Here is a 22,230-nt window from a genome sequence, read left to right on the forward strand (position 1 = left end):
TTTCAGGACACCCTCTTGTATTATATAATTACTGTTGATTGTAATAATCGTAAGCTACTTTGGCTACTTGTGCTATGATAGAAGCATTTGTTTTATCATCTTCTAGAGAATCCATTACAAAGACTGCTATGGAGAACTGTTTGCCATTAGGAAGATAGACTAGTGCTAAGTCATTATCCACAGCCCTTAATCCCTTGTCGTTTCTAAATGACATCCCTGTCTTATGAACTACTACTGTGTTTTTAGGGAGTAAGGCTTTTACTTTATCTTGTCCTGATTTAGTATCTATCATCGCTTGCTGTAAGAAGGCTTTATATTTAGGTGATAATAATTCTTTTCTATGAAACAGCTCTAATATTCTAGTTGCTTCAAGTGGAGTAATCCAATTATCATATTGATTATTGAAGTCTAGACTCATTTCCTCTTCACTAGAGACAATCTCAAACTCCTTAATCCCAATACTTCTATAGTATAAGTCTGTCATCTTAGGCCCTATTAAGCTACTGAAAAATAAGTTAGAGATATTATTATCACTATGAGAAGCGGTATACTGTATTAGCTCTCCTATAGGCATATTAAAGTCTCCCATAGGTCGTTTATCTCTAAGCGGACTATAGGTACCTTCTTTTAAATCCTCTTTCTTAATAAACATCGGAGTATTCAAGTCAATATTGTGTTTATCCATATAATCCAAGATAGTTAAGGCTTGGAAGAATTTATAAACACTCATAGTAGGGTATTTATGATCATTATTAAAGGTCAGTGTATCTTTTCCATCATAAATGATAGCAATACCTACAGTTGCTTTTTTATGCTGTAGAATTGGCTCTATTTGTTGTTTTAATTTTTGATTTTGTCCAAATGTTACAGAAGAAATAGACAGTAGGGATAGTAAGAATAATAGTCTCATTAAAAGCTTTTTAAAATAAGCTACAAAAGTAATCACAAAAAATAAAGTCTAAAAGAAGTGCAAATAAAATAGATCTAATTTTAACAGATTATCAATTCTAAGAGATTTTTTTATTACGTTTGACAAAAATTCTATGTATAAATACAACTATTTCTATGAAAGAAAAAATAGATAAGGGCGACTTATATCTTTTAAAAGAGCATAGTTCGCTTTCAGATATACAACTTGGAGAGCTCTTAGAGCAGAAGAGTTATGCTAATCTAACAGATTGGCAGAAGTTCGCTAAATACTTCACCTTAATACTAGGAGCAGGGTTATTCGTTTCGGGGATCGTGTTTTTCTTTGCTTATAATTGGGCAGACCTAGATAAAAACATCAAGTTCTTACTTGTTTTTGGACTTCTAGCGATATGTGTTGGAGGATCAGTATATCCTAAGTTTAGTACGTTGATTAAGCAGATAAGTTTACTTAGTGCGAGTGTATTAGTAGGTGTGTTATTTGCTGTATTTGGACAAGTTTATCAAACAGGGGCAAATGCCTACGACTTATTCTTTATGTGGGTATTGGCAGTAACGCCGTGGACGCTATTGAATAAATTCTCTGCACATTGGTTGTTCTATGCTGTATTAGCGAATACCACTTTAATACTATATTACACACAATTAAGAGAAGAAGACGAACTGTTCTTTAGCGTATTATTTATGTTACTACTAAACATAGCGCTATATGTAATACCTGTTCTATTAGGGAAGTTCTTTAACTATACAGTGGCTAGATATTATACTGCATTAGTAACTTTCGCTAGTATTGCACTTGCTACTGCTGGAGTGGTTATGTATATCTTTTTGAGTACGGATCAGTATATCAGAGCAGATATATCAGGATTATATTACTTAGTTGTCGTTTCGATACTTTGGCTAGTGGGAAGTTTCTTATGGGGTAGAAAGACGAAAGACTTATTAGTGTTTAGCTATATCTATTTAGCCTTGTTTGCTATTGTATTTGCTGTACTAATTAAGATCGCTGATTTTAACGAAGCAGCCTTATTACTATATGCACTTTACACTATCGGTGGAACATTTGCTATCGTAAAACTTATTATGAATCAGAAAAAACTTTGGAACAATGAGCAAGAGTAATTTTAAAACCTTAGTCTCTTCATTAGAACAGAGTGGAGTAGAGATAAACCACGAGTCTCTAACTGAGGCAACAGATAAGGGAGCGCTAAAGTCGATTATCATAAGAGTGGTATCTGTATTAGGAAGTTTACTAGGTCTAGGTTTATTCATCGGATTTATAGCTTTAATATCTGCTGATTTATTTAGAAATCAAGCAGTGTTAACAGGTATTGGAATTGCCTTTTTAGTAGGCGCATTCTTCTTTAACCGCAGTAAGGATAGCGCTATCACAGATAGTATAGCCGTATCGCTATATATAATAGGGCATTCTTTTCTAATCTACGGATTAACAGGAGATAGTAATATAGGAGGATATATTGCCTTAGCAACTTCTATTATAACGCTATGTGTATATAATAATCAGATTATTAGTTTCTTAAGTACATTAGGTGTACTAATCTCTATACACGTCGTGATGTTTAGCTTACATATAGAGAATTTCTATTATATCTATTTAGCTTTCGTACTGCTATTTGCAGTGTATCTATTTTGGCAAGAACAGCAGATTAGAACGCAGAATAACATCTTGAGAGAGCGATATTTGCCTGTGTTTACTGCATTCTTTTGCTATACCTTAGTGATGGGGATTATAGCTTCTACAGAAGATTATGGATACTACTATTTTAGTGAGTATAGCGCAGTTCGCGTGTTTTTACTACTTGTTATATTGGGGTTAATACTTGCTACAGTGTATTTGCTATTAGATAAAATGAAAGTTACACAGTTAAATACGAAGATTATAGTTTATCTATTTGCTTTAGTGTTTACTGTGTTGATAGCTTTTAATTATCCTGCTTTTGGTATTGCATTCTTATTTCTGTTATGGAGCTTTAAGCAGCAGTTTAAGGCAGGTATTGCCTTGAGTATTGCTACATTTATATGGGCTATGGGGATGTTTTATTATGATTTAGGACTTACCTTATTAGAAAAGTCTATCTCGATGATGATAGTAGGTGTGGTGTTTTTAGGAGTGTATTATTTAATTCAAAAGAAAGGAGCAGGATATGATAAAGTCTAAGAATATTATAATACTAAGTGTTTTCATTTTGATAGGTATCTTCTTTGTTAGAGCTGTCTTACAAAAAGAAAAGACAATTAAGGAAGGTCAATTAGTTCTTTTAGAACTAGCACCTGTAGATCCTAGATCGCTTATACAGGGAGATTATATGATCTTAAATTATGCGATATCTAATCAGACCCGTGCATTTGATCAGGTGATAGTAGATACTGTAGCTCCTGTGCTTAATGATAGTATCGCAGTTAGTGAGGTAGATGAGAATGTATTAAGAGCACAACAGGATATCCAAGAGGCAGTAGAGAAAGCAGAACTAAATAAGCGCGGTTATGTCTTGCTATCTTTAGATAAAGATAATGTAGGAAGTATGGTGATGATGATGAATGAAAGAGGGGAGAAAAAAGAGAACCAAATCTATATCAAGTACTTTAACTATCAGGGTTGGAGATTTAATATAGGTGCGGAGAGTTTCTTCTTTCAAGAGGGAGAAGCCAAAAAATATGAAGAAGCAAAGTATGGTGGACTACGTGTAGATGAGCAAGGGAATAGCGTGCTTATTGGGATGTATGATAAAGACAGAAAGCTAATTAATTAGGAATTATTTACCTACGGCATTTGATATTAACAGGGAGTTTGTCTTTAGGATAGGCTTCCTGTTTTTTATATAAAGTACTCTTAAAAAGACTGTTTAGAAATACTAATAACTCAATGTATGTTGTCTTGTACTGAAGTATTGATTTATTATTTTAAATATTTTTATTAATTTGACACATACAGCTTGTCAGTATATAGAAAAGTCATAGTTTAGAGCAAAAATAAAAGTATATATGAAACGTCCTTTATCGTACCTCTTCTGTTTATTAATTTCAGCTTCTGCACTGGCTCAGAATCCAACAGCAAGTGAACCTTTAGCTAATATTGATTCAGTGCTAACCCAAATATTAAATGACAGTCATATAGCGGGATTTGCCGTAGCTGTAGTTAAGGGAAATGATATTATCTATAGCAAAGGGTTTGGTTATCGAGATATGGAGCTTAAGAAGCCTGTGACGCCGAATACGCTTTTTGCTGTTGGATCTACTTCTAAAGCGTTTACTTCATCCTTATTAGGCCTGCTTAGAGAGGAAGGAAAGCTAACCTTTGAGGATAAAGCAGTTCACCTATTGCCTCAATTACAGTTTTATAGTAATGAGATGAACAATCAGATTAACTTAAGAGATCTGATGGCACACAGGACAGGTCTGTCTAGATATGACTCTTCGTGGTTATATTTTAATACTTCAGATAGAAATAATATTATCAAACGTGTACAGTATATGAAGCCTACTTCTGGTGTAAGAGAGAAGTGGTATTATAATAATTTTATGTTTGTCGCTCAAGGGATGATCGTAGAGCGATTAAGCGGTAAGACGTGGGAACAGAATATAAGTGAGAAGTTCTTTGAGCCGTTAGAAATGACGCGTTCGACTACTAATTTTGAGACTTTTAAGCGTGATAGTGACGTTGCACTGCCTTACACAGTATCTGATAAGAAAGAAATCAAGAGGCTAGAATATTATAACATCAATGGTATGGGGCCTGCGGGTAGTATCAATAGCAGTGTAACTGATATGGCTAATTGGTTAAAAGTGTGGACTAATGAGGGGAAGTTTAAGGGTAAACAAGTCTTGCCTGCTTCTTATATTACTGAGGCTATCAGTTCTCAGATGGTAATGGAAGGTGCACTACCTGACGAGAAGCATAAGGATATCTACTTTGCTAATTATGGATTAGGATGGATGATAGGATCTTATAGAGGATACTATGTAGTAGAGCACGGTGGTAATATCAATGGTTTTTCGGCTATTGTCTCTCTTTATCCTTCAGAGGATTTGGCGATCGTAGTTTTGACTAATCAGCAGGCATCTCAGGTGCCAAGGGCAGTAAGTAACTCTATAGGAGATAGACTGCTTGGTTTAAGACCGATCAATTGGAACGAGGAGATCAATCCAAAAGAAGATAAATCTAACCAAGATAAAGAAGATAAAAAGAAGCTACCCATCCTTAATACAAAGGCTTCACACGGATTAAAAGAGTATGTAGGTTCTTTTGAACATCCTGCTTATGGTGTGATTAAAATAACACAAGAGAACAGTAAACTATACACTGCGCTTGGAGATGATAAGTATGTCTTAAAGCACTTACACTACGATGTTTTTGATCTAAAGAAGCTTGATAGCAAGGGAATAGAGACTACCGAAGCAACTAATTTATTATTTAACTTCTCTAGTGATATAGAAGGTAAGATTAACGCAGTTGGTATTTTACTTGATGGTAATGAGAAACCTGTAATGTTTGAGATAAAGTAAAGAAATATAAGAATGAAACAAGCCTCTAGAGTATACTTTAGAGGCTTGTTTTATTAAAAACTACATCTATTCTTTGTTTAAATTCAAAAGTAGCCATACATTTGCATTAGTATTAACGAATAATAGTCTAAATGTACACAGCTAAGTAAAGATTGGTTTATATAACCAATAGATAAAAGGACATACTTCAAGTTCTACGAGTGGTTATCATCTTTATAAATTAGGCAACAGTCTTATGTTGTCATAATACTTAGTATCGTGTAAATACATATTTTTTGACCGTGAGGAGTGGTGTACGGGCCACGTATGGAATATTCACAGTAGTAAACCCAGAATCAGCATTAGCCAAATACTACAAAATAATTCTACTTTATAGCTCTTTCATTAGCTCTAAAACCATACTATAGTATGCTTGTATCGCTAATTCAGACCTATTTTGTATAATTACTTTTCGTTTATTTGTCTATCACTTATTCTAGGTTAAATATAATAGACTATGAGCATAGTTATATCAAACTTATCATATTATCACGCAGATAAAACACCGCTATTTACCCATATCAACCTATCTATCAACACAGGAGAGAAGGTCAGTATTATCGGGCAAAACGGAACAGGGAAAACAACTTTATTAAAATTAATAGCAAGAGAATTAGAGCTAGCAGATCCTTCTATTCACATAGTGGGAAGTGTATTCTACTTGCCTCAAAATAAACAATTAGTACAGTCGCATACGATCTACGAAGCAGTAGGTGTTGCCACTAAAGTCAATGCCTTGCGTGCTATCTTAGCGGGTTCGGTAGAAGAATCTGATTATGAAATCCTCAATGATCAGTGGGATATCGAGGAGCAGATAGGGAAGGTATTAGCTTATTGGGGACTAGAGACTATCTCTGCAGATACGACAATGGACTGCCTTAGTGGAGGGCAGCAGACGAAGGTGCTATTTGCTAAGATGATGCTGAGTCAGGCGGATATATTGTTACTAGATGAGCCTACTAATCACTTGGATGTGGAGACAAAAGCGTTGTTTTATACTTTCGTTCAGGAGTTTAAGGGGACAGTGGTTATCGTGAGTCACGATAGAGCGTTATTAGAATTAATGCCTATTACGTTTGAAATTACGCCAACTGCAGTTTATAAATACGGAGGAAATTACAGCCTATATAAAGAACAAAAAGAGCTGAGATTACAAGGAATTCAGAGTAAGTTAGATCATCTCTCTAAAGAGATAAAGGAGGCTAAAAAGGCTGATGTCAAACGAACTGAGCAAATCAATAAAGACAAAGCACAGAACAAAAAGGCGGAGAAGAATGCGGGACTACCAAAGATAGTTATTAATGCGATGCGCAACAAAACGGAGAATAGTACAGCTAAACTTCAGGATGTACACCAACAGAAGAAAGAGGGCATACAGTCTGAATTATCTGAGTTGAGAACACAGTTAGACAGAGATAAGCTGTTTGATATCCGCTTTCCTCAATCTAAACTTCACAAAGGGAAGATATTATGGGAAGCAAAAGAGATGAACTATCGATATTCTCCTGCTTTTGAACCTATATTTAAAACAAGTCTTGACTTTAAATTATTAAGTGGAGATCGTTTATTGTTAAAGGGAAAGAACGGTTCAGGCAAGTCTACTCTGTTCAAATTATTGCAAGGGGTTTACGTTCCTACAACAGGAGAACTTTATCGCGGGGAAGCTAAAGTGGTTTATCTCGATCAGTTTTACTCTTTACTAGATAGTAATCTTACACCAGTAGAACAACTAGAAAGTGCCAATACAGCTAAATACTCTACAGCTGAACTTCGCAATCTGTTATTTCAATATGGAATAGGTGTAGAGTTATGGACTAATAAGATTAATACTTTTAGTGGTGGAGAGAAACTAAAGTTAGTGTTGTGCTACCTAACTATTTTACAATCAGAGATAGACGTCTTATTATTAGATGAACCAACTAACAACTTGGATATTATTAGTATAGAGAGTTTAACTAAAGCATTGAATGAATTTAATGGAACAATGATTGTGGTTAGTCACGATAGTAGTTTTATTAAAGATTTAGGGATAGTAGATGTGCTTGATTTGAATTAATAGGTTTAAAGCAATTAGTAAGGTCATCTATTGTCAATAATTTAATAATTAAGTTTTAATTGCTCATTAATTTTAGAATTTACCAAATAATATCTAAATTGCGGAAACAAAAACATCACAAAAACAATATATAATGTCAAACAAAATCACTTCAGCTCAAGTTATTGAGTTAGAAAATAAATACGGAGCACATAATTATCACCCACTACCAGTAGTATTATCTAAAGGTGAAGGAGTATATGTATGGGATGTAGAAGGAAAGAAATACTATGACTTCTTATCTGCTTATTCTGCAGTTAACCAAGGTCACTGTCACCCAGCTATCGTTAAGGCGATCTCTGAGCAAGCAGGTACTTTAGCGCTTACGTCTAGAGCATTTTATAATGATAAGTTAGGGTTCTACGAAGAGAAGATCACTAAGTTATTTGGTTTTGATAAAGTATTACCTATGAACTCAGGTGCTGAGGCTGTAGAGACTGCTTTAAAACTATGTAGAAAGTGGGCTTATGAAGTAAAAGGTATCGCAGAGAACCAAGCTAAAATCATCGTATGTGAGAACAACTTCCACGGAAGAACGACTACGATTATCTCTTTCTCTAACGATGAAGATGCTCGTAAAAACTACGGTCCTTACACAGACGGATTTATCCGTGTAGCATATAATGATGTAGATGCTTTAAAAGCGGCATTAGAAGCAAATAAAGGAACTGTTGCAGGTTTCTTAGTTGAGCCTATTCAGGGTGAGGCAGGTGTATATGTACCAGATGCAGGATACTTAACTGCTGCTAAGGCATTATGTGAAGAACACAACGCATTATTTATCGCTGACGAGGTTCAAACAGGTATCGCTCGTACAGGTAAAATGCTTGCTATCGATCACGAAAATATCAAAGCTGATATCATCGTATTAGGTAAAGCATTATCAGGAGGAGCTTATCCTATCTCTGCTGTATTAGCAAATGACGAGGTTATGAATGTAATCAAACCAGGTCAACACGGATCTACTTTCGGTGGTAACCCTACGGCTGCTGCTGTAGCTATCGCTGCATTAGACGTAGTACTAGATGAGAAGTTAGCTGATAACGCTGAGAAGTTAGGACAACTGTTTAGAGCAGAGTTAAACAAGTATATCGCGAACAGTAATATCTGTACGTTAGTACGTGGTAAAGGACTATTAAACGCTATTATCATTAACGATACTGAAGAGAGTGATACAGCGTGGAATATCTGTCTTAAACTAAGAGATAACGGATTATTAGCTAAACCAACACACGGTAATATCATCCGTTTTGCTCCACCATTAGTAATGAACGAAGAGCAGTTATTAGACTGTGTTCGTATCATCACTGAAACATTAAAAGAATTCGAAAAATAGGATTAGTTAAATCTAATTTTTAGAGAATAATACACAATAGCCCTTGTAAGAAGCAATCTTCTTACAAGGGCTATTATTTTTTACGTATCTTTGGTTTAGCTCTTTTGATAGTTAAGGCATTATGTGAATGTTTATAACGTTAGCGTAAGTGCTTAATTCTAGTAAAAAAGACAAATCTTCCTCAATCCCTTTACACAACTGACTTTAAAGTGATGTATTCACTACTTTCTTCGGGAAGACGTTTAGAAGGGGTCGGGTGCTCTTCGGAAAACACCCCCTTTTTCCGAAGGATTCTGCCATTCTTCCGAAGGCGTTCCGCAGAAAGCACTGTTTTAAATTAATCAAATAACTGTAATTCAATTAATTATGTTTTTTAATAATGGCATTTTTAGACTAAAAGTGGTCATTTTAGGCAATTTTTGGCTAAAAATGGCTAAAAGTTACCTTACTCAAATATAGAACTTTTTGATATGCTACTTTTGTGGTGTTATAACAGTTCTTTGATCTATTGAAAGAAGATATTTTGGTACTCAAACACACTAAAAAATGACGGTATATTATTCTTCTCTTTGGGTAATTGCTCATTTCGTGCCCATTTAGTGCAGTATTCCTTGTCAGGAGGCCTCTCTCAGCAAGAACACTGCAAGTATAGGTTAGGGATTCTGCAAGGAGTGGGAGTGATGAAATATTTAAAGTAGTTACTTGCACTTATCTTATTTTTACTGGTTGTCCTTTTTGGGGCAGGTATTTTTTTGTTTTTAAAATAAATAATGTAATTTTGTCCTAAATTGGACAGATTATGAAAATAGTAAAAGAAGACTTTACAGATTCTAAGTATATTGATTTGACTATCGGAGAGATGTTATATGCGTATATGGAAGAGAATAATCTATCACAGTCAGGTTTAGCGGCTATCTTAGATATTAATAGAAAGACACTAACTTCTATATTACAAGGAGAAGATTTAAAAGTAAGTTTAGCCATTAAGATATCTAAATTGCTTAATATAAGTAGTGATAGTCTATTAGATAGTTTTACGCTACAAGTAAGAGAAGAGGAATTAGAATACTTTGATTTTACTAAGAAAGTTTCTTTTATACTAGAACATTTTGATCTTTCTGAGTTAAAGGCAAGCAAGATTATCAGTAGTCTTACGGACTACCGAGAAATAGAAAAGGATATCTGTTCTTATTTTGGATTTAAAAGTATTACTGAATACGCTGATCTTGTTCTAAAAGCACCTCTATTTAGCAAATCTAAAATAAGTGTAAGACCAAGTAAAGAGCAGAAGGCACAATACTTTTGGATTAAGTCTAATCTAACGAGTTTTGCTGAAATTGGCAATAAAAATGAGTATAACCGTACCCTTCTAATAGAGTTCTTAAAACGTATAGGTACATTGACAAAGAATGTAGAACATGGCTTTAGTCAGGCACAGTATGTCTTATATCAGCTAGGAATTACTGTAATTGTTCAATCTTATATTAGTAAGACTAAGGCTTATGGTATGACGATGTTAGTCAATGACAAGCCTTGTATTGTGATTACAGATATGGGGAAACAATATTATAAACTATGGTTTACGTTACTTCATGAGCTTTATCACGTATTAGAGGACCTAGAGTATCTAAAGACCACGAGTTATCATATCTCAGATATTGAAAACAGGGATTTGTTTGTTTCAGAGGATACTGCAGATGCCTTTGCAAGAGAAATTTTTATACCAAAAGACAAAATGGATATCTTGAATCAATCTATTAATAATAGTGTCAAAGTTGATAAAATATCCGATATGCTTGACATACACCCATCTATTGTATATGGAGTTTACCTAGATAGTGCTGACAAAAAGGTGCAAACAAGAGACTTTCCTCGTTTCTCAAAGTATTTACCTACTTCATCTATCGCTTTAAAGGATATTGTGTTTGATGCCATAGGTCAGAAGAGTATTGACACTGCCGTACAGAAACTTAAAAAGAATTTAAATATACTAACTGCTTAATCCTATTGCTATGAGTTTAGAAAAGAAGAAAATAGAAGAGTTACTGTCTACAGCGCAGCGCATAACAGATGCAAAGAATAATAAAGAAGAGTTATTACTTGATATTACTAATGGACAAAAAGACACTAATGATAAGTGGAAAGCTCTGTTAGAGGATGATGTATTACAGGATCCTAACAAATCTTACAATCTGTTTTATGGAGGAATTCAATCTTTTTTACTTAAACTGATGACTAAAAGTGATATTAGAACAGTGGTATTAGAATTAAAGACGATTATGCTTACAGGTAAAGAAAAGAAGAATATAAGTTATGGACCTCGTGGCGCTGACTCTCGTATGTCAAAGACTAAAGAAATGGAGTCTATAATAGATATCTTAACTATATGGAGTGCAACCCCTGAGGATTTTTTTAAGTTGGCGACATTGCTACTAGAGAAGAATATAGAACTAGGTTATGTGCCTGAAGGCAGAACGTTTGGAGAATATCTACGCGTGAGTAGAAAGTAGGTTATTAAATAGATTATAAAGGAAAAAAACAGAGTAAGACGTTGTTCTTTTCCTTTTAGAATCAGTTATTTGTAATGAGCAATCACCTCAACACCAATATCAAAAAGAAGTTTATCACTAAACATTTTAATGATAAGAATGTGAAGGATTGAATACTAAACTTGCGGTTAATCATCGTGGCGATGACGAGTACAGGCAAGATGAATAGCGCATAAAGCATAGGGTCATAAGCTTCTTCGAATACCCATTTAAAAGGCTCGGATGTATTGGTCTCGATGACATAAAGCCCTCTCATTATCCACAAGATTAGGTTCGTCGTACACAATAGAAATAGCACGATATCTATTGTCTTTATCCAGAACATCTTCATTACTTGTCTAGTTTTGGTTTATCCTTAGCATTAAGGATTGTCCACGCAGTAGCGAAGGCTAGCTGCGTACGAGTCTTTAGCTTCGGGAAGCTGATCTTGTCATAGGTATCACTTGGTTGGTGATAGTCATCGTGTGTTCCGTTAAAGTAAAACATCGCCGGTATGCCTTTCTCAGCGAAACTATAGTGATCAGAACGATAGTAGTATTGATCAGGGTGCTTCTCGTCGTTATAGGTATAGTCTAGCGTCACGTTGACAGAATTAGCATTAGCAGATTCGGACATCTTATGTAGGTCTTGACTTAGCTTATCCGCTCCGATGACATAGATATAATCTTCTTTACCTGCGTATTTCTTATCTTCACGTCCGATCATATCGATGTTGATATTAGCGATGATATTCTCTAATGGAACGATAGGATTGGCAACATAATATTTAGAGCCAAATAGCCCAAACTCTTCTCCTGTAACGTGTAAGAACAAGACAGAACGCTTAGGTCTGATACCTTGTTTTTCTAATGATTTGAAGACTCTAGCCATTTCCATTACCGCCACAGTACCTGATCCATTATCATCCGCTCCATAGTAGATTTGGTCTAATAATATGCCCATATGATCATAATGAGCAGAGATTACTAATACTTCTTCCGGTTTCTCGCTACCTTCTATAAATGCCATTACATTCTCACTGTCTTTAAGACGCATCATCGCACCTCTCATAAATTTGGCAGGTACAGGCTGAATGTAACTAGTAGCTTGTTTTGGATAGGCGATATGATGTGATTGATAGAAGTTGACTAGGTATTCAGTTGCTTTCTTTTGTCCAGGTTCACCTGTTCTTCTTCCTTCAAATTCGTCAGAAGTCAATACCTTTAGATTGACAGCCATAGAATCCGCAGATATCTGTTGCCAATAATCAGCTGTAGTCTGAATAGGTTCTACTGCTGTACTTGACGTTTTACATCCTGTAAGAGAAAGGGCAATAACTAGAAGGCTTAAGCTTATTTTATATAGGTTCATCGTATTTACTCAAATTGTGTTTGTTGTAAAGATAAGCATTCAGTGTGGTTTGCTATAGTTTTAGTATAAGATAGCTATAGTTTTTTTATCTTTGTTTTAAATCAAAAAAACACAATGAGTAAAATCGTTTTTATTACAGGAGGTTCTTCCGGTATAGGTAAGAGTGTAGGAGAGTATTTGACACAACAAGGGTGTAAAGTATATGGTACAAGTAGAAATCCGGAGAAGGTAGTAGATTCAAAGATTCCGTTAGTCCGTCTAGATGTTCGCGATACGGCGAGTATTCAGTCTGCTATTAAGGAAGTTATAGCTATAGAAGGTCGCATAGATGTCTTAATTAATAATGCAGGAGTAGGGATCACAGGCCCAATAGAAGAGGTGCCTGCGGAACATATTTTAAACAACTTTCAGACCAATGTATTCGGGCCTATTGAGGTGATGAAAGCAGTGCTTCCTTTTATGAGAGAGAGACGATCAGGATTAATCATCAATGTGACGTCTATTGCAGGGTATATGGGATTGCCGTTTAGAGGAGTGTATTCTTCGTCTAAAGGGGCGTTAGAATTGATCACTGAAGCGATGCGTATGGAGTTAAAACCATTCAATGTAGAGGTGACTAATGTAGCTCCAGGTGACTTCGCTACGAATATAGCTGCAGGGCGTTATCACGCGCCTGTATTAGAAGATTCGGCTTATAAAGAGGTGTATCAGATGTCTTTAGATATGATGGATGAACACGTGGATAGTGGGGGTGATCCTATTGAGATGGCTAAAGCAATACACACGATTATCAATACACCTAAACCAAAGGTGAGATATGTAGTAGGGGAGCCACTTCAGAAGTTCTCACTTATATTGAAGAAGATATTACCAGGTAAGATGTATGAGAAGATGCTGATGAAACACTATAAGATAAAATAAGGTTTTTTTGTGATGTTGAATATGGGTTTAAGAGATGAGTCTGCTTGCTAAACGACAAAAAATCAACTAACAAAAGACGTTTTATCTTGCTGATATGTAAAGATTATAAAGTGTGAATAAAAACTCTTAACAAATCATCGTTTAGAGAGATTTATATCGTACTTTTGAGGTACAACATAACATAATATAAGATATATCATTATGAAGTTTTTTATTGACACAGCTAATTTGGATCAAATTAGAGAAGCTGAGGCACTTGGGGTGTTAGATGGAGTAACAACTAACCCTTCTTTAATGGCTAAAGAAGGAATCACAGGAGCTGAGAACATTTTAAATCACTACAAAGCTATTTGTGAAATAGTAGAAGGTGATGTAAGTGCAGAGGTTATCTCTGTAGATTACGAAGGAATGATTAGAGAAGGAGAGCAGTTAGCTGCACTTAATCCTCAGATCGTAGTAAAATTACCAATGACTAAAGAAGGAGTAAAAGCGTGTAAATACTTTTCTTCTAAAGGGATCAAAACTAATGTAACATTAGTATTCTCTGCAGGGCAAGCTTTATTAGCTGCTAAAGCAGGTGCTACTTATGTATCTCCGTTTATCGGAAGATTAGATGATATCTCTACTGATGGATTGGTATTAATCGAAGACATCCGTCTTATCTATGATAACTACGGATATGAGACTCAAATCTTAGCAGCTTCTGTACGTCACACTATGCACATCGTTAACTGTGCTAAGTTAGGTGCTGATGTAATGACAGGACCGTTAAGTGCGATCACAGGGCTTCTAAAACACCCATTAACAGATAACGGATTAGCTCAATTCTTAGCTGATTACGCTAAAGGAAATAATTAATTTATTGTCCTATATACAATTTACAAACTACAAACTAAGAAAAAGGTTGCCTTAATAGGGCGACCTTTTTTTTGTGGTTGGAGATGAGTTTTGTAAGTTTATATTTAATTTTGTGTTTATTGTAATTTATGGAAGAAAAGTTAAAACAGAATATAGAAGACTTCGAATTAGGAAGAATATCAAAAGCAGAACTGTTAAATAGATTAACTTATTTATTGAAAAATAATTCTAAAGAAGTACATAACATTTTTCAAGAAATTATATTATCTAAATCAGAGGATGAATTAGAGTTAGGATTAACTCTCTTATTCTTAATTGAACAAAACAATGAGTTTACAGACATACTTAATTATTTAATTTTAGAACCTTGGCACTCTAAATATGAAGACATTATTCACATTCTTCAAGAAAGGAAAGACCCATCTAGTGTTTCTTTTATTGTTAAGGCTATGCAGAAGAAATACGATTATTTAGAATCATATGGTACAGGTACAGGTCAGTTTGTATGTCAGTGTGGGCATGCATTAGCAAGTATAGGTACTAAAGCAGCTTTGGATGCAATTAGAGATTTAAGTAATCATTCTGAAAATATATTAATCAGAGTTGAAATGAAATATAGACTTAGAAGAGTATTAGGAGATAATTTTTTACAATCTGAAAATAGCATAAGGTGGTGGGACTTATAGTTAAAAACATTGGGGAAATCAGAATATTTGTTCAAAATAACAAGTTTAAGGTCTCTTTTATAAGAAAATAATAAATACTTATTATGACAACACCTTTAAAACAGACCTTCCTATCACTGCTATCTAAATATTCTTCTGATCAATTATTTATCAATGAGTTATGGGAAGAAGTAGAGTACAGTTATTCTAATGTAGGGAGACACTATCATACATTAATGCATCTAGAGAATATATTAGAACAATTAACTGCTATTCACGATAAAATAGATAATTGGAATGCTATGTTGTTTACATTATTTTATCACGATATAGTATATGATACTTTAATAGGGGATAATGAAGAGCAAAGTGCTGATGTAGCATTAAAACAAATGCAAAGATTAGGAATAACAGAAGAGATATGTCAGATAGTTATCAAGCAAATTATTGCTACTAAAGCACATGAAATTGCAGAAGATAGTGATACGAACTATTTCTTAGATGCAGATTTATCTATATTAGGGCAGTCTTTTGATTTATACACTAAGTATTTTAAAGATGTGAGAAAGGAATATTCGATTTACCTTGATGATGTTTATAATCCGGGGAGATTAAAGGTTTTAAAACATCTCATCTCAATGGATAGAATATTCAAGACAGCGTACTTCTGTGATAAGTTTGAGTTGCAAGCTAGGGATAATATAAAACGAGAGATAGAATTATTATCAGTAAAATAAAAAGCCGAGAACTAAGTCTCGGCTTTACTATAAATACTATTTACTCTTAGGTTTCTCTAAATAATCAAAGAAATACTGTGCTATCTTATCGTTTAAGTGCACTCTGTCTATCCCTTGTACATTGTGTTCGTGAGAAGGGTATAAGAAGTAATCTACTTGTTTCTTCGCTTTAATCGCCGCTTCTATGAATTCCATAGAATGTTGTTGAACCACTACAGGGTCTTGCGCTCCGTGGATGATAAGAAGTTTATTATTAATCTTATCAGCTTTGTTTAACAAACTTGTTTTTTCGTATCCATCAGGGTTCTCGCTAGGCATATCCATATAGCGCTCACCATACATAATCTCATACATCTTCCAGTCCATCACTGGTCCACCTGCTACACCTACTTTAAATACTTCAGGGTGATTAACAGAAAGCGTAGTAGTCATAAAACCACCAAAGCTCCATCCATATACACCTATTTTATCTTGATTCACATAAGGAAGTGATTTTAAGTAATCAACTCCTTTCATTTGATCAGCCATCTCCGCTTGACCTAACTGTCTGTGGATAACTTGTTCAAAGTCACGTCCTCTGTTAAAACTTCCACGGCTATCTACAGTAAAGACGATATAGTCATTCTGAGCCATATAGTTAAAGAATAAGTTGGCACCACCTAACCAAGTATTCGTTACTAACTGTGCGTGAGGTCCACCGTATACATACACCATCACAGGGTACTTCTTAGTAGCATCAAAGTTAGTAGGGTAGATAATACGTGCATTAAGAGGCGTTTTACCATCAGCAGCTGTGATTGTCGTAAACTTTGTCTCAGGCATCGTTACAACACCTGTATAAGGGTTTTTAGAAACCAATATTTCTTTCTCTTTCTTAGATTCTGCATTAACGATAGATACCTTATTAGGAGTCTCTAGGTTGTTAAATTGGTCTAAGAATAGTGATTTGTTCTTATTCAGTACCACACTATGTGTTCCTGTTAAGGTAGTGATTTGCTCTGTTTTACCTTTTTTAAGGTTTGTTTTAAACAGTTGTCTATCTAAACCTTGGTTCGTAACCCCGATGTAATAAAGATTCTTAGCATCATCATCAAAACCTAAGAACTCATTCACGATAACGTTCTCGTGACCTAGTTTTTTAATTAACTTACCTGTCGTATCATATAAGAATAACTGTCTATATCCATCTACTTCAGAGAAGTATAAGAACTGATCTGTCGTCCCAGGTACAAACACTAAGCTGTTAGAAGGCTCTGTGTACACTTTAGATTTCTCTTCAAATAAAGTCTTCTCTAGAGCACCTGTAGCTGTATTGTATTGGTTAACTTTTAAGTGATTTTGCTCTCTATTAAGCACACCTACATATACATAATTACCTGAAGGATCCCAAGTAACCATAGTTAGAAATTTGTCTCCTTCTCCTATCTGTAGGGTAACTTTTTTACCTGTATAGACATCATATACTACTAATGATACTTGCTCATTAGCCATACCTGCCATAGGATATTTGATATTCTTAACTGTCGCTACACGCTCACTCCATTGGATAATAGGGTAAGAAGATACCATACTTTGGTCTTTTCTATAGTAAAGAAGTTGGTCTTGTTTAGGGCTCCACCACATTCCTTTGTTGATACCAAATTCGTTACGGTGTGTATCGCTATTACCATTGATAATATCAAGGGCAGGATCATTCGTCACTTTTACATCACCACCTTTATTAGTAGTAACCACGATATTATTATCATCTAACCACGCGATATGATCTCCGTTGCGAGAGATAATTTGTTGTACTCCTTTAGCATCAAATTTGAATGAGTTAACCACTTTTTTATCAGCTAGATTAACCTTGAAGTAATACTTTAACTTATTCGTGACGTCATTTGTATAAAAATCTACTTCAGTGTCATTTAACCAAGTTAGGTTAGTAGGTATAATTCTCAACTTAAACATACTTCCTTTAGCAGAAGTATTGATTATTTCTTCTAATTGTTTAACTGTTAAGGCAGTCTGAGATTCCCATTTATTAGCTTGACTTTTGATTAAAAGACTATCTCTATTTTTGGTTACAAAACTTAAGGTATTGTCATTTTTCCAAGACGGCTGAAGAATTCTCTCAGTAGCAAATTGTCCACCAAGGCCCATCGTAGCCTCAGTCATAGTGAAGTTGCGCTGTGCAAACATCATATTTCCCGCTACTAAAAAGAATAGTAATGATTTGTTCTTCATAATTGATTATAGTTGTTTTTATGGTTGCTAATTTAAATCCAAATATGTCACTAGCCAAATACTGTCGCAAATTTCTCTTGTTTAACTTAATCAATACCTATGTAGTAAGAGAAAATGCCTATCTTTAAAGCTTAAAATAATAAAGATGCAAAAAGTAGTTTATATAACAGGAGGAACAAAAGGAATCGGTAAGGGAATAGCAAAAGCTCTTCTAGATAGTGGATATAAAGTGGCGATCTCAGGACGTAGTCTTGAGACTGTTAATGAAGCTATTAAAGAGTTAGGTCATAGTGATCAAGTATTAGCTATACAATCAGATGTGAGAAATTATGAGGATGAAGTATCTGCCGTGGAGCAAATAGTCAATAAGTTCGGAAGATTAGATGTCGTTATTGCCAATGCAGGGGTGGGGATATTCTCTTCTGTAGAGGATATGAGTCTAGAAGATTGGAATACGATGATAGATACCAATCTTACAGGGGTGTTTCACACGCTTAAGGCTTCTGTCAAACAACTAAAAGAGAATAAAGGATACTATATATCTATCGCTAGCTTAGCAGGTATTAACTTCTTTGCCAACGGAAGTGGGTATAATGCAAGCAAGTTTGGTGTAGTAGGATTTACACAGGCGGCGATGTTAGATCTTAGAAATGCAGATGTAAAGGTGACTACTATTTTACCGGGGTCTGTATCGTCTAACTTTAATGACCATGAGCCTTCTGCTGCTGATCATTGGAAGATACAGCCTGAAGATATGGGACAATTAGTAGTGGATATCTTAGCAATGAACCCTCGGGTATTGCCTAGTAAAATAGAGGTAAGACCAACTAAAACAAAATAACAGAATCACAACATCACAAAAAACAATAAAATATGAATGCAGATTTCGGAAAGTTTCTCCTTAGATTAGGAGTAGGTGGACTAATGATATTTCATGGTATACACAAGTTGATTCATGGACACGATTTTATTATTAGCCAATTAAAGGCACATAATTTGCCTGAGTTATTATGGATAGGAGTACCTGTTGGAGAGATTATAGCACCTATATTTTTGCTTGTAGGATTTGCGACTCGTATATCCGGTTCTATTATAGCGTTTACGATGTTTATGTCATTATTCTTAGTTAAAGGGATGGCTAATTTTAATCTTGATCCTAATACAGGTGGTCTTGATGCTGAGTTAAACATCTTATATTTGTTAGCAGCACTAGCTATTGTATTTATAGGGCCAGGTACTATTCGCCTTTATAAAGGGAAAAGAGGTATTTGGGTATAGTTACTTTTTTGTGATTTTGTTCTTTTGGTATTTCGTTTTTTTATAAAGCTAAATACCAAAAGAACATAACATCACACTACCTTACAACTTTACAACATCACAAAAAAACAATAAAATGAGAGTGTCTTTTGATTTTGACGGAACGTTAACTGAACCCATAATGCAGCAGTATGCCAAAGAGTTAGTGATAAAAGGGATAGAAGTATTTATCGTTACCGGTAGATATAATGAGCTACTTTGTGTTATGCATGGAATTAATGCTAATGACGATCTTTTTGATCTAGCAGATGAGATAGGGATACTACATAAGCATATTATCTTTACTAATCGCGGAGATAAGAGTTATACCATAGGTGGCAGTGGCTTAGTTTGGCATTTAGATGATGATTTAAACGCTTTAAATGATATTAACAGGTATTCTGATGTTAAGGGGATTTGGATAGGGGAAGATGATTGGAAAGAGAAATGTGAAGAACTAATCACAAATGCAAGTACTAAACGTTAGTTCTTTTTAAGTACAACCAATTTCTCCGTTAAAGTAACGATCTCAAAGTTAAATTGTTCTGCTATGTACTTAAAGGTGTCAAAAGTATAGATAAATACGTGCGTCTTGTCTTTTCGATAGTACCAATTTTTGAAATCAACTTGATTGGTATATAAGTGAGTTTTGATAATTAATAGACCATCTCTTTTTAGAATGTTACTTAACTTGTCTAATTCTGCCTTAGGATTATAAAAATGCTCAAATACCTCACAACTAAATATATAGTCATACTCTTTAGTTAAATAAGCCGTATCAGGATAGAAGTAAGGATCATATAGATCTACCTTATATCCTTTATCGTGTAGTTGCTTAGTGATTACAGGACCCTTTCCACATCCATAATCTAACCCTAACATATCAGGTGTACACAGGTCTAAGATAACATTCGTAACAGGTGCAGTGAAGTTTTGATAGCCGATATCATTCACATCGTTATTATGACATTCGTAATGACTCTTTTCTTTTTCTTGATTATAGTACAGTTCCTTATCCTTTAAATAGGCATTACAAGTTGGGCAGATGTAGTATTCGACATCTATTTTAGTTGCTAAAGGGGTTTGGCAAAGTGTACAGTTCATAAGGAGGAGCTTTATTAATAAGCTAAAATACAAGTTATAATCTGATAAAGTTTAGTTTAATACCTGTAAAAAATGAAGCCGTCAAATCTTATCCAATTTAATTTATTGATCTATAATAATATAAGTGGGTGTAGTAAAAATATTTACTTTTATTAGTTATCTTTGCCCTATAGGAATTTAAAAAATTCTTGTTATTGTTAGACCATTCTTCTAGGTCGATTATCTAAAACAATCAAATCATACATTAATAGGGAAAAATAGGCACCTTGATGCACTTTCAGTTTGAGTGAGTCCATAGTGACTCCATAGTGACTCCATTAAAACAGCCTTTTTAATGGAGTCACTATGCTCTCAGGATGCAGTCAGTATATATTCATATAAAATGAGATAGAAACAACTCTAAAAGATACTACTAACAAGGTGGTTTTGGATTTGGGTAGGGTAGAATAAGTATAATCCTTATGAGATAGGATCGTTGATTTCTAATAGAATAGGAATCATTATATGGGCGCAAATTACAATTTTTTATTGAGATTAGGTGATATAGAGTTACTGAAAATTTATTCTTTCAGTGAAAACGTTATATCTACTTTGTTTTAAATAATTTTGCCCCTATTAATTTATACTATGACTACAGATAAAAAGCCTTGGATTCTTTATCCTACAGTTTTACAAGGAACAACAATAGACCTACATCCTTTAGAAGAATATCACTTAGAGGAGTTATATCAAGCAAGTGCAGATAAAGAGCTTTGGAAGCAAGTACCATCAGATTGTTCTGATAGGGATACCTTCTTTGCAGTATATAAAATGGCTCTAGAAGCAAGAGATAGAGGTACGCAATATCCCTAAAGAGCGGGGTAAAACAAAGCTTATCTGGCAATGTCTTTATTAGTATATCATTTAATAATACCTCTTTATTCTCGAGATTTACGGCAACTAACCTCAAATTCAAACTCAATGAAGAAAATTCAGTGTATAATTTAACTTCCAAGCTTTTCTCTCTTAGTTTTTTTGTTCTATATAATCCTATATTTATATAACCTTCCTCCTTAAAAGTTAAGAATATTTTTTTTAATTCTAGAAGTAGATTACTATCTATATTAAATAGTTTTTCACATCCTTTTGTTATTGTGGATAAGCAAACTAAAAAGCTAATAGGATCTACTCGATTCTTCGAAATGTATGAAGCAGATAAGAAGTTGGAAATAGGGTGGACGTGGATAACCCGTGATTATTGGGGAAGTGTTGTGAACTTAGAATGTAAATTACTTCTGTTAACGTATTGCTTTGAAGTTTTAAAAACAAATAGAGTACAATTAAAAACCAAGGATGATAATATTCGTTCTAGAAAAGCAATTGAGAAAATAGGTGGTGTGTTTGAAGGGATTTTAAGAAAGGATAAAATACAAAATGACGGTACTACACGTAATGCGGCTTATTACAGTATTCTAAATGATGAATGGGAAAGCGCGAAGAACAACATTCACGTACTAATGAGTAGTAAATAGTCTTGGTTTTTACGAGTAAAATGCAATAGAGATATTTAACACATTAGAATTCTTTTAAGGTGATAATTATCATTGTTAATTAACTATTG

At 34.4% G+C, this 22,230-nt stretch carries 22 protein-coding genes; 17 read left to right on the plus strand and 5 right to left on the minus strand.

The genetic code is table 11. The annotated features are described in order from the left end of the window. Positions 1-28: 28 nt before the first annotated feature. Positions 29-910, minus strand: coding sequence for a class A beta-lactamase, subclass A2 (gene bla / locus CF599_RS03845; protein ID WP_121964726.1), 882 nt, complete (start codon positions 908-910; stop codon positions 29-31). A 155-nt stretch (positions 911-1,065) separates the two neighbouring features. On the opposite strand from bla, the gene CF599_RS03850 reads away from it, so the two are divergent. From CF599_RS03850 to CF599_RS03890, 8 genes are all read left to right on the plus strand, one after another. Next, entirely contained in the window at positions 1,066-2,049 is a 984-nt protein-coding gene (locus tag CF599_RS03850) for a DUF2157 domain-containing protein (protein WP_121964727.1), read from the plus strand. Further along, a complete protein-coding gene (locus tag CF599_RS03855; protein WP_121964728.1) occupies positions 2,036-3,106 on the plus strand; it encodes a DUF4401 domain-containing protein in 1,071 nt (356 codons plus the stop codon). Before CF599_RS03850 ends, CF599_RS03855 begins: the two co-directional genes overlap by 14 nt. Then, positions 3,093-3,698, plus strand: coding sequence for a GDYXXLXY domain-containing protein (locus CF599_RS03860; RefSeq protein ID WP_121964729.1), 606 nt, complete (start codon positions 3,093-3,095; stop codon positions 3,696-3,698). The genes CF599_RS03855 and CF599_RS03860 overlap by 14 nt, the downstream gene beginning before the upstream one ends. Before the next feature lie 232 nt (positions 3,699-3,930). Continuing rightward, on the plus strand, positions 3,931-5,451 hold the full coding sequence (locus CF599_RS03865) for a serine hydrolase (protein ID WP_121964730.1): 1,521 nt from the start codon (positions 3,931-3,933) through the stop codon (positions 5,449-5,451). Positions 5,452-5,947: 496 nt separating this feature from the next. Continuing rightward, positions 5,948-7,546, plus strand: coding sequence for an ABC-F family ATP-binding cassette domain-containing protein (locus CF599_RS03875; RefSeq protein WP_121964731.1), 1,599 nt, complete (start codon positions 5,948-5,950; stop codon positions 7,544-7,546). A gap of 133 nt (positions 7,547-7,679) precedes the next feature. Continuing rightward, a complete protein-coding gene (rocD, locus tag CF599_RS03880; RefSeq protein WP_121964732.1) occupies positions 7,680-8,921 on the plus strand; it encodes an ornithine--oxo-acid transaminase in 1,242 nt (413 codons plus the stop codon). A gap of 799 nt (positions 8,922-9,720) precedes the next feature. Continuing rightward, positions 9,721-10,923, plus strand: a complete 1,203-nt coding sequence (locus tag CF599_RS03885; RefSeq protein ID WP_121964733.1) for a helix-turn-helix domain-containing protein — start codon at positions 9,721-9,723, stop codon at positions 10,921-10,923. A 10-nt stretch (positions 10,924-10,933) separates the two neighbouring features. Further along, the gene (locus CF599_RS03890; RefSeq protein WP_121964734.1) at positions 10,934-11,431 is read left to right on the plus strand and encodes a hypothetical protein; all 498 of its coding nucleotides are present in this window, start codon (positions 10,934-10,936) and stop codon (positions 11,429-11,431) included. Between the two features lie 82 nt (positions 11,432-11,513). Here the strand turns inward: CF599_RS03890 and CF599_RS03895 are convergent, their stop codons facing one another. Both CF599_RS03895 and CF599_RS03900 read right to left on the minus strand, forming a co-directional pair. Continuing rightward, positions 11,514-11,801: a hypothetical protein gene (locus CF599_RS03895; RefSeq protein ID WP_121964735.1), complete on the minus strand. Its 288-nt coding sequence runs from the start codon at positions 11,799-11,801 to the stop codon at positions 11,514-11,516. Then, complete coding sequence (locus CF599_RS03900) at positions 11,801-12,820, minus strand: M28 family metallopeptidase (RefSeq protein WP_121964736.1); 1,020 nt, start codon at positions 12,818-12,820, stop codon at positions 11,801-11,803. Before CF599_RS03900 ends, CF599_RS03895 begins: the two co-directional genes overlap by 1 nt. 114 nt (positions 12,821-12,934) lie before the next feature. Between CF599_RS03900 and CF599_RS03905 the strand changes: the two genes are divergently transcribed. The 4 genes from CF599_RS03905 (at position 12,935) to CF599_RS03920 (ending at position 16,001) form a co-directional block, all read left to right on the plus strand. Then, positions 12,935-13,741 (plus strand): SDR family oxidoreductase, encoded by an 807-nt coding sequence (locus CF599_RS03905; protein ID WP_121964737.1) that lies wholly within the window; start codon positions 12,935-12,937, stop codon positions 13,739-13,741. A gap of 201 nt (positions 13,742-13,942) precedes the next feature. Beyond that, positions 13,943-14,599, plus strand: coding sequence for a fructose-6-phosphate aldolase (gene fsa, locus CF599_RS03910; RefSeq protein ID WP_121964738.1), 657 nt, complete (start codon positions 13,943-13,945; stop codon positions 14,597-14,599). A 128-nt stretch (positions 14,600-14,727) separates the two neighbouring features. Next, on the plus strand, positions 14,728-15,285 hold the full coding sequence (locus CF599_RS03915; protein ID WP_121964739.1) for a hypothetical protein: 558 nt from the start codon (positions 14,728-14,730) through the stop codon (positions 15,283-15,285). A gap of 83 nt (positions 15,286-15,368) precedes the next feature. Then, positions 15,369-16,001 (plus strand): hypothetical protein, encoded by a 633-nt coding sequence (locus CF599_RS03920; RefSeq protein WP_121964740.1) that lies wholly within the window; start codon positions 15,369-15,371, stop codon positions 15,999-16,001. 36 nt (positions 16,002-16,037) lie between these two features. Here CF599_RS03920 and CF599_RS03925 read toward each other — a convergent pair whose 3' ends face one another. Then, the gene (locus tag CF599_RS03925; RefSeq protein WP_121964741.1) at positions 16,038-18,230 is read right to left on the minus strand and encodes a S9 family peptidase; all 2,193 of its coding nucleotides are present in this window, start codon (positions 18,228-18,230) and stop codon (positions 16,038-16,040) included. 145 nt (positions 18,231-18,375) lie between these two features. On the opposite strand from CF599_RS03925, the gene CF599_RS03930 reads away from it, so the two are divergent. The 3 genes from CF599_RS03930 to CF599_RS03940 all read left to right on the plus strand — a co-directional run bounded on the left by CF599_RS03930 (position 18,376) and on the right by CF599_RS03940 (position 20,013). Further along, the gene (locus CF599_RS03930) at positions 18,376-19,071 is read left to right on the plus strand and encodes an SDR family oxidoreductase (protein WP_121964742.1); all 696 of its coding nucleotides are present in this window, start codon (positions 18,376-18,378) and stop codon (positions 19,069-19,071) included. A 32-nt stretch (positions 19,072-19,103) separates the two neighbouring features. Beyond that, positions 19,104-19,508, plus strand: coding sequence for a DoxX family protein (locus CF599_RS03935; protein WP_121964743.1), 405 nt, complete (start codon positions 19,104-19,106; stop codon positions 19,506-19,508). Positions 19,509-19,623: 115 nt separating this feature from the next. Then, positions 19,624-20,013 carry a hypothetical protein gene (locus tag CF599_RS03940; RefSeq protein ID WP_121964744.1) on the plus strand — a complete coding sequence of 130 codons (390 nt, stop codon included), beginning with the start codon at positions 19,624-19,626 and terminating at the stop codon, positions 20,011-20,013. Here CF599_RS03940 and CF599_RS03945 read toward each other — a convergent pair. After that, positions 20,010-20,630, minus strand: a complete 621-nt coding sequence (locus CF599_RS03945) for a class I SAM-dependent methyltransferase (protein ID WP_121964745.1) — start codon at positions 20,628-20,630, stop codon at positions 20,010-20,012. The two genes, CF599_RS03940 and CF599_RS03945, sit on opposite strands and share 4 nt — an antisense overlap. Before the next feature lie 627 nt (positions 20,631-21,257). On the opposite strand from CF599_RS03945, the gene CF599_RS03950 reads away from it, so the two are divergent. Together CF599_RS03950 and CF599_RS03955 are read left to right on the plus strand one after the other, a co-directional pair. Continuing rightward, a complete protein-coding gene (locus CF599_RS03950) occupies positions 21,258-21,482 on the plus strand; it encodes a hypothetical protein (RefSeq protein ID WP_254050228.1) in 225 nt (74 codons plus the stop codon). 248 nt (positions 21,483-21,730) lie between these two features. Then, entirely contained in the window at positions 21,731-22,141 is a 411-nt protein-coding gene (locus tag CF599_RS03955; RefSeq protein ID WP_371514452.1) for a GNAT family N-acetyltransferase, read from the plus strand. The last annotated feature ends 89 nt before the right edge of the window (positions 22,142-22,230 follow it).

The organism is Myroides sp. N17-2 (genome assembly GCF_002286775.1).
In the GTDB taxonomy this organism is placed as follows: Bacteria; Bacteroidota; Bacteroidia; order Flavobacteriales; family Flavobacteriaceae; genus Flavobacterium.

Excerpts from the sequence above, each read along its gene's own strand:
- bla (WP_121964726.1), bottom strand. The coding sequence starts at position 910 with ATGAGACTATTATTCTTACTATCCCTACTGTCTATTTCTTCTGTAACA.
- CF599_RS03850 (WP_121964727.1), top strand. The coding sequence starts at position 1,066 with ATGAAAGAAAAAATAGATAAGGGCGACTTATATCTTTTAAAAGAGCAT.
- CF599_RS03855 (WP_121964728.1), top strand. The coding sequence starts at position 2,036 with ATGAGCAAGAGTAATTTTAAAACCTTAGTCTCTTCATTAGAACAGAGT.
- CF599_RS03860 (WP_121964729.1), top strand. The coding sequence starts at position 3,093 with ATGATAAAGTCTAAGAATATTATAATACTAAGTGTTTTCATTTTGATA.
- CF599_RS03865 (WP_121964730.1), top strand. The coding sequence starts at position 3,931 with ATGAAACGTCCTTTATCGTACCTCTTCTGTTTATTAATTTCAGCTTCT.
- CF599_RS03875 (WP_121964731.1), top strand. The coding sequence starts at position 5,948 with ATGAGCATAGTTATATCAAACTTATCATATTATCACGCAGATAAAACA.
- rocD (WP_121964732.1), top strand. The coding sequence starts at position 7,680 with ATGTCAAACAAAATCACTTCAGCTCAAGTTATTGAGTTAGAAAATAAA.
- CF599_RS03885 (WP_121964733.1), top strand. The coding sequence starts at position 9,721 with ATGAAAATAGTAAAAGAAGACTTTACAGATTCTAAGTATATTGATTTG.
- CF599_RS03890 (WP_121964734.1), top strand. The coding sequence starts at position 10,934 with ATGAGTTTAGAAAAGAAGAAAATAGAAGAGTTACTGTCTACAGCGCAG.
- CF599_RS03895 (WP_121964735.1), bottom strand. The coding sequence starts at position 11,801 with ATGAAGATGTTCTGGATAAAGACAATAGATATCGTGCTATTTCTATTG.
- CF599_RS03900 (WP_121964736.1), bottom strand. The coding sequence starts at position 12,820 with ATGAACCTATATAAAATAAGCTTAAGCCTTCTAGTTATTGCCCTTTCT.
- CF599_RS03905 (WP_121964737.1), top strand. The coding sequence starts at position 12,935 with ATGAGTAAAATCGTTTTTATTACAGGAGGTTCTTCCGGTATAGGTAAG.
- fsa (WP_121964738.1), top strand. The coding sequence starts at position 13,943 with ATGAAGTTTTTTATTGACACAGCTAATTTGGATCAAATTAGAGAAGCT.
- CF599_RS03915 (WP_121964739.1), top strand. The coding sequence starts at position 14,728 with ATGGAAGAAAAGTTAAAACAGAATATAGAAGACTTCGAATTAGGAAGA.
- CF599_RS03920 (WP_121964740.1), top strand. The coding sequence starts at position 15,369 with ATGACAACACCTTTAAAACAGACCTTCCTATCACTGCTATCTAAATAT.
- CF599_RS03925 (WP_121964741.1), bottom strand. The coding sequence starts at position 18,230 with ATGAAGAACAAATCATTACTATTCTTTTTAGTAGCGGGAAATATGATG.
- CF599_RS03930 (WP_121964742.1), top strand. The coding sequence starts at position 18,376 with ATGCAAAAAGTAGTTTATATAACAGGAGGAACAAAAGGAATCGGTAAG.
- CF599_RS03935 (WP_121964743.1), top strand. The coding sequence starts at position 19,104 with ATGAATGCAGATTTCGGAAAGTTTCTCCTTAGATTAGGAGTAGGTGGA.
- CF599_RS03940 (WP_121964744.1), top strand. The coding sequence starts at position 19,624 with ATGAGAGTGTCTTTTGATTTTGACGGAACGTTAACTGAACCCATAATG.
- CF599_RS03945 (WP_121964745.1), bottom strand. The coding sequence starts at position 20,630 with ATGAACTGTACACTTTGCCAAACCCCTTTAGCAACTAAAATAGATGTC.
- CF599_RS03950 (WP_254050228.1), top strand. The coding sequence starts at position 21,258 with ATGACTACAGATAAAAAGCCTTGGATTCTTTATCCTACAGTTTTACAA.